Origin of the sequence: Sutcliffiella horikoshii, from assembly GCF_021991925.1 — a bacterium.
GTDB lineage: Bacteria > Bacillota > Bacilli > Bacillales > Bacillaceae_I > Sutcliffiella_A > Sutcliffiella_A horikoshii_F.
Window position 1 is genome coordinate 106398 of the sequence record NZ_RXZI01000004.1, and the last position, 13541, is coordinate 119938.

Here is a 13541-nt window from a genome sequence, read left to right on the forward strand (position 1 = left end):
AAATGCAAAAAACCACCTTCCTCGCTTGCGCAAAGAAGGTGGTGAATACACTTAAACAGCTGAACTTTTTAAAAAAAGTGTTTCGACCCCACTTCCCTACGCTGGTGTTAACCAGATCAGGTTCTAAGAGTCTTGAAGTCACACTTCAATCTCAGCCTTATAAAGGCACCCCTAGTGGTAAATTCGTATATAGTTGTCGGAAAGCAATTTCTGATACCTATGTTAATCAGCTTTTTCTATTTTGTCAAAGAATAATTTTATACAGACGCTGAATTTTCCAATCCTTCAGGTATTTCTTCTTCTTCCGTAGCATGTTTTGGCAAGGTTAACATATAAAATAATCCGACAAACACCAGGCACCCGCCTACCAAAAGGTGCAGCCCTTCCACGGTTAGCATCTTTTGAAAAGTCAGGGCAATCACCCCAAGCGTGATAGATTGAGAAAACATCATCAATGGAGTGATCCAGCCTTGAACCCTTCCCATCATTTTTGGATCAACAATCCTAGGCAGCCATCCACCGATTCCAATGTTGACGAATGGTAGTCCGAGGCCAATCAATGCAGTAAATGCAAGATAGTAATACGTACTTGGGCTATATCCGCTTGCTATGACGAATGCACCAGAGATGCTAAGACCGATAAAAATCATCTGATACAATTTCAACTTTTTCGCCACCATCGAGGCAACAATGCTTCCAATCAAAATCGAGATGCCAAATACTATCCCCATCACCATCATAAGCTGCTCATAGTCTGTTGGAGCAAGTTTATATTTGAGTATATAGGCTGGCATGACAGAGAGCCCCCCGTTCACAATTCCAAAAACAAAGAAGCCAATGATAAGATAGACTAACAAAGGATTTTTCAAAATATAAAGCATGCCATCTTTAAAGTCATTTGCCACAAATCTAACATTAAGTTGATTCCACTTGTGCCTGCCATTTGGTAGGACAACACTCTCTTCTAACTTACATGCACGTATCAGTATCGCACTGACCATATAAGTGACAAAACATACAAATATTGCACCCTGAAGCCCTACCGTCCAGTAGATGAAAATTCCAAGGGCATTTCCGAACAGCATGAACAAGCTGCTTGTCATCTGATTTAGTCCTGCTGCCACCGTATATTCATCCTTCGTCAGAATTCCTTGGATGATGGCAGCTTGGGCAGGGTGGAAGAATTTAGATACAGCACTTCTTAAGAACAACAACGCGAATACGAGCGGCATCCAATCAACATATATCGCCCCCATGAGCGCCAGCGATAAAATGGCACAAATCACATCACTGTAAACAGCAATCTTCTGACGATCCATTCTGTCAGCTAATACTCCTACCAGAAAGAATACTGCAAGGGTCGGCAAGGAATACATCAGTTCCGTTAATGCGGCATAAAAAGGCTGATCTGTATATCTGTCCAACAAATACAGCATCAACGCTGCAATACCAACGATACTTCCCATTGTAGACGTAAAAGACGACCAGAACAACAAACTGTAATTTGGTTTCTTGAATATGGCAATCATATCTTTCATCATTTGTCCTCCACTATTCAATATCTAAAATAAGTTTAACTTCTTTAGATATTGCCGGTAACCGACTGTCGGTTCTTTTTCTCTCGGTCTGGAGATGGAGAACCAGAACAAAACAGTTGCATAAACCAAGTTATCACTGAAATATATATATAGTTGTGCAAAGAAAGATTGAAGGAGGTTTTAGATGGATTCATTTGACAAGCAGCGGAACTTGGAGGAGCTAAGGCAGTTTCAAGATTGGTTTGAATCGAATAAACAAAATGACCCATATCCCTTATATCCTAATTATGGAAAAATAACGGAGTATCAACAAATACCAATCAACTTTCCGGAACAGCGACAATTACAGCAGCCGGGTTTGGAAAAATACATGGTTCCAAAGCCCATTATTGAAAATCCAAATTATAAGGGCAGTGGGAAGCTGAAGGGAAAGGTTGCACTCATTACTGCCGGGGATAGCGGGATAGGTGCAGCGACAGCGATTTCATATGCAAAAGAAGGGGCAGATCTAGCCATCTCCTATCTTGATGAACATGAAGATGCGAATCGAACAAAAGCTAGGATTGAGGAGCTGGGGCAACAATGTATCCTTATGCCTGGGGATTTGAGAGAGAAGAAACAATGTGTGGCAATTGTAGAGCAAACACTCCAAGCTTTCGGAAAGTTGGATATTCTGGTGAATCATGTGGGAATACAATTCCAACAACTAAGTTTGCTTGATATAACGGATGAACAGTTTGACGACACATTCAAGGTGAATATTTATTCCCATTTCTATACAACCAGAGCTGCCTTGCCTTACTTGAAACCAGGTAGTTCCATCATAAATACCGCTTCTGTAGTCGCTTATGTGGGGGAAAAACAGTTAATTGATTATACTGCTACAAAGGCAGCGAACGTCGGCTTTACACGTGCGCTTGCCAATAGTATCGTTGACCAAGGTATCCGTGTAAATGCCGTCGCCCCTGGTAGAACCTGGACACCTCTCATTCCTGCAAGTTTTTCGTCGGATCAAGTAGCAGTATTTGGCGCATATAACCCCATGAATCGGGCCGCTCAACCATTTGAATTAGCCCCAACTTATGTTTATCTCGCATCTGATGACTCCCGATTCGTTACAGGGCAAGTGCTGCATGTAAATGGAGGTGAGTTTACGGCTTCTTGATCAGTGGGAAGGAGATATTTCTCCATACCTCGCATTCAAAATACATTGCGAAGGAGTGGATCAATTTGCGCTACGAATTCAACCCTGAAGTCAAGCTATTGTTAATCAATCAATCGGATGCAAAAGTCCAAATGGTATATCAACCAAATAAATGGCCAATGCCAAAAATAGGACCACGACCCCCGTTCTATACAAATCCAATAAATGAAGCGGAATATCCTGTTATATAGCTAAATGAACCATAATGAAAGCCCCCTAAATGAATGGGAGGCCACTGAAAAACCCAATAACTATCTTTTTTAAGAATTTCTAGCTGTTGATTGGAGCAATAGGCGTAGCCCGAGGAGGCTCAAGGTCGCCCCACGGAAAGAGAAGCTCAGTGCGGAAATCAACAGCGGTATGAAACAGATTACTAAAATTATGATCTTTTTCAGTGGCCTGAAATGAAAGAAGGGGGCTTTCCTAAAAGTTAAGCTAATAACTTCTCTAATACAGTATTCTCATTTTCGTTTAAAAGGTTCTTCTGAATGATGGCATCTACCTTTTTATTCATATATCCTTCTAGCATTTCTGCTTCTCCTTTGTCTCCAACTAATATTATTTTCTCCCACTGCTTATCCGCTGCCTTTTTATCTAACATGCTTCCTAGGCTCTTTACCCATCTCTTCTGATTTGCCTGGATGCGGTCTTCGTAATGATCCACTTGGCTCGCTGTTTTAACAGCCCCACTTCCCATACTGGAACTGTGATGAGAGGGACCCTGATGCATTCTCCAGTCATCGATTTCCAAATCAAATTCCATCGACTCACTTTCTTCTATCAAGGCAAAGATCGATGTAAGAATTTTGATTTCATTCTGTTGCATAAGAACAAAACCAGTTAACGGGTAGGCCTGATACATTTTTTCTAGCTCATCGAGTACAGGGTATTCCTCCCAATAAAAATTGGTCGGCACAGAAACCTGTAATTCAAACGTCTCCCACAGTCCGCTATCAGCAGATGCAAAGATGATTAGACCCCTCGGCATTTTCCGTTCCATGCTTTCTACATACCTTTCAACATCTTCACGAATGGAACGCAATCTTTTTAACTCTTCCGTACTGCTAGCTTCAATATATTCCTCTAATCGATTGAACCCATTCTTCAATGCTATTTTCCATTCGCCACCTTGCTGGTCAGGGTGGCTGCGATCGGTGTGTAAATATAAGCTTAATACTTTGTCTGGTTTAGTGAATCTCATGTTCGAAAGTTTCTTCATTGTCTTATGATAGGTCAAAAAATCCCCTCCATTAAACTTGTGGTTTAATAGTCTTTATCACGAAAGTGGATCATTTAAACATAAAAAAACACCTTCCCCATTTATCGGGGGAAGGTGTTTACTGTTAGTCATCGTCATCTCGGTCTTTCTTCTTGCCACGCTCTTTCTTTTTTTCTTCTTTTTTCTTCTTCTCTTCTCTTTTCTTTTCATCTTTCTTCTTTTTCTCTTTCTTTCTTTGCTGTTCTTGCTCCTGCTTTTTCTCTTCCTTCTTTGCAGAGTCTTTCTTTTTCTGCAGGCTTGCTGGGAGATGGAAGGATTCTACCGGTTCCCCTTCGAGCGCTTCACTAACGACCTGCTGGAATACCTTGGCTGATGGACTCCCAGCACCAGAAATAATCGGGAGTACATTTTCTGAGGACTCTTTATCAAATCCTATCCAGAAAGCTCCGACAATCTGAGGGGTGTAACCAACAAACCATTGGTTAGATGTTGCTCCATGATTATTGTCACTTGTTTGGGTGGATCCAGTTTTTCCGGCTACTTCACGCCCTTCTATGATGGCGTTCTTTCCGCTGCCTTCTTCCACTACTCCTTTGAGCATAAAATTCATTTTTTCTACTGTTCCTTCTGAAAAGACCCGTTCTTTTTCTTCTTCAAATGAGGCTACTTCTTGTCCTGTAACGGTCTCAATTTTAACAATTGCATGGGATTCAATGATCTCCCCATTATTGGCATAGACCGAATAAGCTTCTGCCATATGTTTAGGGGATACTCCGTAAAATCCACCTAAGGCTATGTTTCCTAATGTTCTATCTTCTTTCTCGTCAACTGGGAGATATAGCTTCTTTGCTGCATCCATCCCTTTTTGTATCCCCATATCATAAAGAAGGGATACCGCAGGAATATTGTAGGAATTCAACACAGCGTCATACATCGAAACTTCCCCACGAAAATCCAGGGTATGGTTTTGAGGTGTATAATCACCGAATTCCGTAGGTGAGTCGTTCAGCATATCATAAACATCATATCCCTCTTCAAGAGCAGGGGCATAGACGAGTAATGGTTTGGCTGTTGATCCCGGCGGCTTTTTCAACCTGGAGGCACGGTTAAAATCGCGGAACTCATAGTCCCTCCCCCCAATCATACCAAGGATCCCTCCTGATTTTGGATCTAGTAGAACACCACTGCTTTGTGCCACCTCTCCGGTTGGCGCAGTCGGAAAGTTCTCAGGGTCTGCATATACTTTTTCAAGCGCTTCTTGGACTTTCGGCTCCAATGTGGTGTACACACGGTACCCCCCTGCAAGTAGCTCACTTTCACTGATGCCATATATTCTTTCAGCTTCTTCGATTATGTAATCCGTAAAGCTAGGATACTTAGCTTTATACGGATCTACGTGCCTTGATTCAAGCTTCATCTCTTCCTGCTTTGCCTCTTCCACTTCTTCTGCTGTGACATAACCTTGTTTATGCATCAAAGAGAGTACCAGATTCCTGCGTTGAACCGAGCGTTCTTCATTATTTAATGGAGACAATGCGGAAGGGGCTTTAATCAGCCCGGCCAAAGTAGCTGCCTCCGCCAATGTCAGGTCTTTGGGTTCCTTGGCAAAATAAACCGCTGCTGCCCGCTTGATCCCCCAGGCACCTTCCCCAAAATAAATCTGGTTGAGATAAAGGCTGATAATCTGGTCCTTCGAATAAGATTTTTCCACTTTTTTTGCCAAAAAGAATTCATCCGTTTTCCGTTTCAATGTTTTATCATGTGATAAAAAGACGTTTTTCGCTAACTGCTGAGTGATGGTACTTCCACCCTGAACATAGCCCCCTGCTTTCACATTCGTGGTCAGGGCACGCACAGTCCCTACAAAATCAAATCCATCATGCTCGTAAAAGCGTTGGTCCTCAACGGCTACAACCGCCTGTTTAAGCACTTCCGGTATTTCATCGGAAGGTACCCCCTCTATTTGATTGGACGTGATCCTGCTTGCTACTTCCCCGTGACGGTCATAGATGACAGAGGACTGTGGCAATGGGTCAGTCAATGCACTGACGTCCCTTGTATTAATATATAATTGCATTCCTAACAGAATAATTAAAGCCAATAAACCTGCAATGAGTAACAGTGCCCTGAAACTCACTTTTCGCTTATGCTTACTTGCTCTTTCAGCCATAAGAACCTCCTATATGTGCAACAAAATATCATAGTTATTCGAAATGAATCCTTTCTTTTTTAGGGTGACGTGCATAAACCCCATCATGATTCATTATGATGGTTATAGGACAATTACTTGTTGATGATAACATTCCTATAACTTAAACACTATTACATACCCTTTTTCAACAAAAGTGAACCCCTTTACCCATATTCGAAATTTTTCGCCAATATATTCGTGCTTGACTCCCATTCCTCCCCCTTCTATAATGAGGAACAATTATCAAAAAATACTTATATAGAACTACTCGTATAATCTTGGAGATATGGTCCATAAGTTTCTACCAAACTACCGTAAAGAGTTTGACTACGAGATACCCCACCCATTTTAAAGGGGGAATTCTCTCTGTCAAACTCCAAGTTATCGCTTGGAGTTTTATTCATTTTTGGAGGGGAAAACAATGACTCAAAACTTGGAAGCTACTATTAAAACAGCAGCAAAACAAACAAAGGCAGACCTCGTTATCAAGAATGGAAGAATTATAGATGTCTTTAATCTAGAAATAATAGAAGAAGACATTGCAATCAAAGATGGCATGATTGTAGGGATTGGGAAGTATGAAGGAAAAGAAGTGATCGATGCAGAAGGTTCCTACATTTGTCCTGGTCTTATAGACGGCCATGTTCATATGGAATCTTCCATGATCCATCCTCACTCCTTCACTAATACCATCCTTTCTCATGGAGTTACCACCATCATCACTGACCCACATGAGATTGCTAATGTAAGCGGGACGGAAGGGATACAGTTCATGCTGGATGCGACAGAAAATGTACTTGTGGATGTATATTTCATGCTCCCTTCCTGTGTACCTGCGACTTCCTTTGAGCATAACGGAGCAACCATACAAGCAACTGATCTGGAACGTTTTTATAAACACGATAGAGTCATAGGACTGGCGGAAGTGATGGATTTCCCTGCAGTTCGTGACAGAGATGAGGACATGCTGGCAAAGCTTTCGCAAGCTATCCAGCATAAGAAACAGATAGATGGCCATGGAGCGGGATTAGTCGCAGAAGAATTGAACATCTATGCATCTGCCAGCATAAGAACAGACCATGAATGCGTAACTGCTCAAGAAGCAAAAGAGCGAATCAAACGGGGCATGTATGTGATGATGCGGGAAGGTTCTGTTGCCAAAGATGTCAAAGCGTTGCTTCCTCTGGTAAATGAACGAAATGCACGCCGTTTTCTTTTCTGCACAGATGACAAGCATCTAGATGACCTAGTGAATGAAGGAAGCATCGACCACAATATTCGAATTGCAATCAATGAAGGTCTCGATCCTCTTCTTGCCATACAGATTGCTACGTTGAACGCAGCCGAATGCTTCTCTCTAACGAACAGAGGCGCAGTGGCACCCGGATACCGTGCCGACTTTCTTTTCTTGGAAGACCTTGAGCGTTTCACCATTAAAAATGTATTCAAAGATGGCATATTAATAGATGAAAACACCTCCAAGAGCCTACCTCTTCAGATTCCTGATTTGGTTCTTGAGTCTGTCAAAATAGCACCTTTAACAAATAACGATCTTCATATAAAGGTTGATTCTGGAAAACCAACTAACATTATTGAAATTATTCCTAACAGCCTTGTAACCAAACACATATGTGAAAAGGTAGCAACAAAGGAAGGGCAATTCATTCCAAACATCGAACAGGATCATTTGAAATTGGTGGTCATAGAAAGACACCGTCATACTGGAAATGTCGGTCTTGGAATAGTAAAAGGTTTTCAAATTAAAGATGGGGTCATTGCATCAACAGTTGCTCACGATTCCCACAATATCGTGGCAGTAGGTACGAATGATGAAGATATGTTAGTCGCTGTCCGAGCCCTTGAACGCATGCAGGGCGGCCTGGTTGTGGTGAAAAAAGGGGAGGTTATAGCCAAATTGCCTTTGCAGATTTCAGGCTTGATGGCCAATATGCCTACCGATAATGTACTGCAGTCTCTAAAAGAACTTCACGATGCACTACATTTAATCGGAAGCCAAACTGACTTCCATCCCTTTGTTGCATTATCCTTTTTGAGCCTTCCGGTGATTCCTGCCTTAAAAATAACGGATACTGGTTTGTTTGATGTTACGCGCTTTGGGCATATCGCAATCCAGTAGGGTATCCTGACACTTCCTTTCGTTACAAAATTTGTTTTTTGGGGGTTAAGGTTAATTTTTGTTCTCTTTCACCTTTTCATTGCGTTTAAAAGTTGTTGCATAGGGTACTTAAATTACAACAATAAACATACACAAAATAGTTGAAAAGGAGTAGATGAACGATGGGACCTTTTACGAATATACTGATTGCCTATGACGGTTCGCAAAGCAGTTTAAAGGCCGTTAAAATGGGAATTGACATGAAAAAGAGGTTGGAATCCAATATCACGATCCTCCATGTATTGGAAGAAAGCTCAGTTAACGTTCCCATCCCTGTAACAAGACCCGATGCCATGCCAGCAGGAGGCATGGGGAATGTTGATGGACTGAACATTTATACACAAAATGTGAAAGAACGAGTGCCATCAAAGCAGCATGTAGCTACGGCAGATCATGAGGGCACAGAACAAGCACTAAATGAAGTCCATGCCCTTCTTTCCCAAGAAAGAGTGGAAGCCCCTGTAGAGGTAATGCAAGGCGACCCTGCAAAAACCATCTGTAATTTCGCGGATAAACAGGAAAACGACTTGATCATCATTGGAAGCAGAGGCCTTGGTGGCTTGAAAAAGCTGATTTTGGGTAGTGTAAGTGATAAAGTCACGAACACCGCCAACTGTCCGGTACTAATTGCAAAATAACTATAATTTTAAATGTTGCAGGTTTCCATTAGGGAATCTGCTTTTTTTATTTGGCTCTTTTCTTAAGATTGTTGCTATTCACGAGTAAAAAGTCGGCAATTGGACTTTTTACTGGATACCAACTCTAGAAATGCTCGTAAAATGTTTTGTCGTGCAAGGAAAAGAGCACGACAGCAAGGAATATATCGGTTTGTTTATTGATGCGAAAAAAACAAAGTATGGAAAACAACCTTTTATTTTCACCATCCTCTGGGCATATGCATAACGTATAGGGAACTTACTTGAAGGGAGAAATCCTATGTATCCTTATCGTCAACTTAGTTTCCCGCCATTTGGACCGCCTCCCGGTGGTGGCCAAGGTCCTGGCTTTGGACCACCATCTGGAGGCCCTCCTGGCTTCGGGCCCCCTGGAGGACCTGGCTTTGGACCACCGGGTGGGGGACCTCCTGGAGGAGGACCGGGAAGTGGGCCACCACCAGGACCACCACCTTCCAGCCCGCCACCTCAAACAGCAGCAAGTTTAGGGGCACCAGGTGGGCCAACAGCATTCGCGGTGGATCCCGGAGCATTTTTCGGTTGCTTGTACCGCTATACATGGGTCAGATTAAATAATGGGGAACAATTCTGGTTCTATCCCACTTTTATCGGAAGAAGATCGGTCGCTGGTTATCGTTGGTTCTTCTTTACTTGGGTGTATTTCGGAATTGATACAAACCGCATCCGTTCTTTCCAATGTATCTAATGGTTTTCCATTACAACAAAACACACCACATCTTTCAGTGGTGTGTTTTGTTATCCCTGTATTTTCTTTGCTTCAATATTTACCTCTTCATCATTTTCCTTCATCTTATTTACCATATTATGAAAAGCGCTCCATTTGGAAAGCTTATCAATGGCTTCCTGTTCTGAATTAACACCTGTGACTTTGAATGAATTATCGTTCACATACACTTCATACGCAGGTTGTGCCGCTTTTTGCTCTTTACGATTCTTTTCCCGCTCCATGTGCCGGTTAATCCTCCGAACGCTCTTTGCATCTTTCTTCAGGCCAGATCCTTCTTCTGCATACTTGGCCTTTTCCATCAAATTCTGATTCTTCTTTTTCAACGTATTTTCACCCAAAGCAGTCCCCTCCTTATTGTTGCTGTTCTTTTGGTGTAGGTCGATGTGTATTGCTTTGTGCTCTCTGACGCGAGGCCACTAACCGATTGGTGTGTCCAATGGCACGGTGCTCAGATTGTGATTTAAAAAGAGCTTGTCTCTTCTCCAACTTAGCTTTCAACCGTTTTTTCACATCAATTCCTCCCTCATCTCTTAACGTTTAAATACCCCAATGGTTAAATATAAAACCCAGAATATTTGATTTACCCTACCGGCCGTTATATAATGATTTTGCACCTAACGAACGTTAGGTAGTTTTTTGTAAGGAGAATATTTTATGTCAACTTCCACACCTGAACGAATTAAACATAGCGCCATTCAGCTCTTTGCCCAAAAGGGGTATTACGGAACGTCGTTAAATGAGGTGGCGTCAATGGTAGGAATAAAAAAACCTTCCCTTTATGCACATTTTAAAAATAAAGATGATTTGTACCTTTCTATTCTCCGGGAACTGATGGATACGTTTTTAGAACGTGTAAGCATTGACCCATCTGTTATGGACCAGCATTCCACCAAAGAAGTATTATATATGTTCTTAAAGAACATGGTGGACTTTTGGAAGGATGAAACATTGGGGCTTTTGTACAAAAGGACCTTTTTATTCCCTGAAGAGCAATTCCGCGTTTTCATCCATGAACAATTCATCCAAACAGAAGCACATACCACGGCTATCCTTAGAAAAATTATGGGAGCGGGACAATTAAATAAAGAGATTTCCAATCAGTCCATCGAACCATTAATCGATTCTTTTTATTGTCTGATTGACGGCCTCTTTGTCCAGCGTTTCTTCTACCCCTTACCTGAGTACGACAAGAAGGTGGAGCATGCCTTTGAGCACTTTTGGAAAGCCGCAAAGATTGGAGGTCAATAATCATGCAATGGGTGTACATTTTTATAGCTGGGCTTTTAGAAATAATTTGGGTTTTAGGCTTGAGGTTTTCAGAGGGATTTACGGTTCTGGTACCAAGCATTGTCACTGTCATTACGTTGGCAATCAGTTTTTATCTATTCTCTAAGTCACTTAAATATATCCCTATTGGGACAGCTTATGCCATTTTCACCGGATTTGGAGCTGCTGGCACTGCTGTTGTCGGAATATTGTTTTTCGGAGAATCGGCCAGCTTTTCAAAGATATTTTTTATCAGTCTTATGTTGATTGGGATTATCGGGTTAAAAATGACCACTCCTGATGAAGACAAAGAAATGGTTAAGGAGGGGATTTGAGATGGCTTGGATATTTCTTACGATTGCAGGTGTATGCGAAATTGGAGCGGTAGTTTCATTAAAAATGGCTGATGGGTTCAAAAAACTCATACCTTCCATCAGCTTCGTCGTCATCGGAATGTTGAGTTTTTACTTCCTATCGCTTGCCTTAAAAGAAATCCCCATGGGTACCGCTTATGCAGTATGGACGGGAATCGGATCAGCAGGGAGTGTATTACTTGGGATGATCTTATTTAAAGAATCCAAAGAGAGAATTCGAATTGTGTTACTATCTCTAATTATCATTGGGGTGATTGGGTTGAAGATTACTCAATAAGCAATATAAAAAAGCCATTCCGACCATAATGATCTGGAATGGCTTTTCCTTCTTATATTTGTTGTTCTTTAGGTATATTGATTTCGCCTTCTTCGGACTTCGCCACAATAAAGGCACATGCGGCGTCACCGGTGATGTTGACTGCCGTTCTTGTCATATCCAATAAACGGTCAATACCTAGAATAAGAGCAATTCCTTCAACCGGAAGGCCTACCTGGCCAAGCACCATGGCTAGCAGGATAAAACCTACTCCAGGAACACCAGCTGTTCCGATACTCGCTACAACTGCTAACCCTACAACTGTAAGCAGCTGAGTCAAGGACAGGTCAATACCATATACCTGAGCAATAAAGACAGTGGCTACACCTTGCATGATTGCAGTGCCGTCCATGTTGATAGTCGCACCGAGCGGCTGGACGAAACTGCTGATTCGTTTTGGAACGCCAAGGTTTTCCTGAGCCACATCCATCGACATCGGAAGGGTTGCATTACTGCTGGATGTACTGAAAGCAACACTCATTGCAGGAATGAATCGTTTAAAGAACGTAAACGGATTGATTCTTCCTAATAAGAATAAAGCGCCTCCGTAAGTGATAAAGAAATGCAGGAACAAAGCGATCAGTACGACGATGAAATAGGCACCCATCGCTTTAATAGCGTCTATCCCTAGTCCACCAACCGCTGAAGCGATTAAACCGAATGCCCCATATGGCGCGGTTTTGATAACAATATGGACAAGGAACATTACAATATCATTTGCTTGCTCTAGTAAAGTTTTCACTCTGCCTGCTTTTTCTCCCAATGCATTAATGGCAAAACCAAGGAGTACGGAAAAGGAAATGATTTGGAGCATTTCCCCCTCTGCCATAGCCTTGATAGGGTTTGTCGGAATGATATTTAATAGTGTTTCCATAACTGGCGGGGCTTCTTCTGGTTTTTCTTCTTCAGACAGCTCATCCACCATCATATTTTCAAAGTCACCTGCAAGTCCCGGCTGGATGACAGAAGCAAGTGATAGGCCAATTGTGATGGCAATACACGTGGTAGCCAAGAAGAAAAAAATCGTCTTTAACCCGATGGTTCCCAATTTCTTGGTATCACCCAATCCGACAACACCAAGTGTGATGGAGATAAGGACTATCGGAACAACCAACATGGTGATAAGATTCAAGAATATCTTCCCTAAAGGTTGAAAGAGATATGTATCAAATGGTTTAAATAGCGATGGAGCATAAATATTCAAAGCAAGACCAACTAAAATACCTAAGATAAGACCGATAATTATTTTCTTTGTTAATGTCATTTTCACATGAAATACCTCCCTTTTGTAATATTAATATAATTTCTTTCTTCAGAATCTTCGGATGAATTCTGCAATTCGACAAAAGGCGACTTTTTTCATTCTAAGGGGTATTTTTAAATCTGTAAAGTGATTTATGATAGACCGGTCTATGGTTGTCTGTTATAATACACTATAAAAAGTCCAAAAGCCTTATTGTTTTCCTTTCTACTTTTTGATATATTTAACAACGATTTTCTACTTTTATTTACCCATAAATTTAACTTTTATAGCATTTACAAATAGAAAATTTTTCATGCAATGATGGAGGGGTTCAGATGAAATTACTTTGGAGGGTTATTGTGGCAATATTCATCCTTGTTGCAGCTAAAGTTGCCATAGATTCTTACCAAATCATTAAAATGGCTGCTGGCGGGGAACACATTAGAATAGATCCTGCTCTCTACTTTAACTTGTCGTATGTCATTTTCGGCTGTGTCGGATTGATGTTTTTGTCTGATGTGTACAAAAAATTCGTGGAAAAGAGAAACAATCAATTTAAGTTTTGATGGAAAAAATGGATATCGCAATTAAA

Annotated in this window: 15 protein-coding genes and 2 riboswitches; of the genes, 9 read left to right on the top strand and 6 right to left on the bottom strand. The window is 41.5% G+C overall.

Annotation, left to right across the window (positions count from 1 at the left end):
- Positions 1-76: 76 nt before the first annotated feature.
- A riboswitch (TPP riboswitch) is annotated at positions 77-183 on the bottom strand.
- A 74-nt stretch (positions 184-257) separates the two neighbouring features.
- On the bottom strand, positions 258-1538 hold the full coding sequence (locus EKQ44_RS12745) for an MFS transporter (protein ID WP_237664086.1): 1281 nt from the start codon (positions 1536-1538) through the stop codon (positions 258-260).
- 184 nt (positions 1539-1722) lie between these two features.
- Between EKQ44_RS12745 and EKQ44_RS12750 the strand changes: the two genes are divergently transcribed.
- Both EKQ44_RS12750 and EKQ44_RS12755 read left to right on the top strand, forming a co-directional pair.
- The gene (locus tag EKQ44_RS12750; RefSeq protein ID WP_237663938.1) at positions 1723-2703 is read left to right on the top strand and encodes an SDR family oxidoreductase; all 981 of its coding nucleotides are present in this window, start codon (positions 1723-1725) and stop codon (positions 2701-2703) included.
- Positions 2704-2768: 65 nt separating this feature from the next.
- Positions 2769-2933 carry a hypothetical protein gene (locus tag EKQ44_RS12755; RefSeq protein ID WP_237663939.1) on the top strand — a complete coding sequence of 55 codons (165 nt, stop codon included), beginning with the start codon at positions 2769-2771 and terminating at the stop codon, positions 2931-2933.
- Positions 2934-3172: 239 nt separating this feature from the next.
- On the opposite strand, the gene EKQ44_RS12760 is transcribed toward EKQ44_RS12755, so the two are convergent.
- Positions 3173-3979, bottom strand: a complete 807-nt coding sequence (locus EKQ44_RS12760; protein WP_237663940.1) for a VLRF1 family aeRF1-type release factor — start codon at positions 3977-3979, stop codon at positions 3173-3175.
- Between the two features lie 106 nt (positions 3980-4085).
- Complete coding sequence (locus EKQ44_RS12765) at positions 4086-6131, bottom strand: transglycosylase domain-containing protein (RefSeq protein ID WP_237663941.1); 2046 nt, start codon at positions 6129-6131, stop codon at positions 4086-4088.
- A 269-nt stretch (positions 6132-6400) separates the two neighbouring features.
- Positions 6401-6502: riboswitch (purine riboswitch) on the top strand.
- A gap of 71 nt (positions 6503-6573) precedes the next feature.
- On the opposite strand from EKQ44_RS12765, the gene ade reads away from it, so the two are divergent.
- From ade to EKQ44_RS12780, 3 genes are all read left to right on the top strand, one after another.
- Positions 6574-8289, top strand: coding sequence for an adenine deaminase (gene ade / locus EKQ44_RS12770; protein WP_237663942.1), 1716 nt, complete (start codon positions 6574-6576; stop codon positions 8287-8289).
- Positions 8290-8450: 161 nt separating this feature from the next.
- A complete protein-coding gene (locus EKQ44_RS12775; protein WP_237663943.1) occupies positions 8451-8966 on the top strand; it encodes a universal stress protein in 516 nt (171 codons plus the stop codon).
- Positions 8967-9264: 298 nt separating this feature from the next.
- On the top strand, positions 9265-9708 hold the full coding sequence (locus EKQ44_RS12780; protein ID WP_237663944.1) for a hypothetical protein: 444 nt from the start codon (positions 9265-9267) through the stop codon (positions 9706-9708).
- A gap of 50 nt (positions 9709-9758) precedes the next feature.
- On the opposite strand, the gene EKQ44_RS12785 is transcribed toward EKQ44_RS12780, so the two are convergent.
- Positions 9759-10088 (bottom strand): hypothetical protein, encoded by a 330-nt coding sequence (locus tag EKQ44_RS12785; protein ID WP_237663945.1) that lies wholly within the window; start codon positions 10086-10088, stop codon positions 9759-9761.
- Positions 10089-10101: 13 nt separating this feature from the next.
- The gene (locus EKQ44_RS12790) at positions 10102-10260 is read right to left on the bottom strand and encodes a hypothetical protein (protein ID WP_237663946.1); all 159 of its coding nucleotides are present in this window, start codon (positions 10258-10260) and stop codon (positions 10102-10104) included.
- 144 nt (positions 10261-10404) lie between these two features.
- On the opposite strand from EKQ44_RS12790, the gene EKQ44_RS12795 reads away from it, so the two are divergent.
- Genes EKQ44_RS12795 through EKQ44_RS12805 form a run of 3 tightly spaced genes read left to right on the top strand, consistent with a single transcriptional unit; the run spans position 10405 to position 11667 of the window.
- A complete protein-coding gene (locus EKQ44_RS12795; protein WP_237663947.1) occupies positions 10405-10998 on the top strand; it encodes a TetR/AcrR family transcriptional regulator in 594 nt (197 codons plus the stop codon).
- A gap of 2 nt (positions 10999-11000) precedes the next feature.
- Entirely contained in the window at positions 11001-11351 is a 351-nt protein-coding gene (locus EKQ44_RS12800; protein ID WP_237663948.1) for a DMT family transporter, read from the top strand.
- A gap of 1 nt (position 11352) precedes the next feature.
- Entirely contained in the window at positions 11353-11667 is a 315-nt protein-coding gene (locus EKQ44_RS12805; protein WP_237663949.1) for a DMT family transporter, read from the top strand.
- A 52-nt stretch (positions 11668-11719) separates the two neighbouring features.
- Here EKQ44_RS12805 and EKQ44_RS12810 read toward each other — a convergent pair whose 3' ends face one another.
- Entirely contained in the window at positions 11720-12970 is a 1251-nt protein-coding gene (locus EKQ44_RS12810) for a dicarboxylate/amino acid:cation symporter (protein WP_237664087.1), read from the bottom strand.
- Positions 12971-13284: 314 nt separating this feature from the next.
- On the opposite strand from EKQ44_RS12810, the gene EKQ44_RS12815 reads away from it, so the two are divergent.
- Positions 13285-13515 (top strand): hypothetical protein, encoded by a 231-nt coding sequence (locus tag EKQ44_RS12815; protein ID WP_237663950.1) that lies wholly within the window; start codon positions 13285-13287, stop codon positions 13513-13515.
- The last annotated feature ends 26 nt before the right edge of the window (positions 13516-13541 follow it).

What these genes read in the sequence shown, in the direction of transcription:
- EKQ44_RS12745 (WP_237664086.1), bottom strand. Translation starts at nt 1,538, where the DNA reads ATGAAAGATATGATTGCCATATTCAAGAAACCAAATTACAGTTTGTTG.
- EKQ44_RS12750 (WP_237663938.1), top strand. Translation starts at nt 1,723, where the DNA reads ATGGATTCATTTGACAAGCAGCGGAACTTGGAGGAGCTAAGGCAGTTT.
- EKQ44_RS12765 (WP_237663941.1), bottom strand. Translation starts at nt 6,131, where the DNA reads ATGGCTGAAAGAGCAAGTAAGCATAAGCGAAAAGTGAGTTTCAGGGCA.
- ade (WP_237663942.1), top strand. Translation starts at nt 6,574, where the DNA reads ATGACTCAAAACTTGGAAGCTACTATTAAAACAGCAGCAAAACAAACA.
- EKQ44_RS12775 (WP_237663943.1), top strand. Translation starts at nt 8,451, where the DNA reads ATGGGACCTTTTACGAATATACTGATTGCCTATGACGGTTCGCAAAGC.
- EKQ44_RS12780 (WP_237663944.1), top strand. Translation starts at nt 9,265, where the DNA reads ATGTATCCTTATCGTCAACTTAGTTTCCCGCCATTTGGACCGCCTCCC.
- EKQ44_RS12795 (WP_237663947.1), top strand. Translation starts at nt 10,405, where the DNA reads ATGTCAACTTCCACACCTGAACGAATTAAACATAGCGCCATTCAGCTC.
- EKQ44_RS12800 (WP_237663948.1), top strand. Translation starts at nt 11,001, where the DNA reads ATGCAATGGGTGTACATTTTTATAGCTGGGCTTTTAGAAATAATTTGG.
- EKQ44_RS12805 (WP_237663949.1), top strand. Translation starts at nt 11,353, where the DNA reads ATGGCTTGGATATTTCTTACGATTGCAGGTGTATGCGAAATTGGAGCG.
- EKQ44_RS12810 (WP_237664087.1), bottom strand. Translation starts at nt 12,970, where the DNA reads ATGACATTAACAAAGAAAATAATTATCGGTCTTATCTTAGGTATTTTA.
- EKQ44_RS12815 (WP_237663950.1), top strand. Translation starts at nt 13,285, where the DNA reads ATGAAATTACTTTGGAGGGTTATTGTGGCAATATTCATCCTTGTTGCA.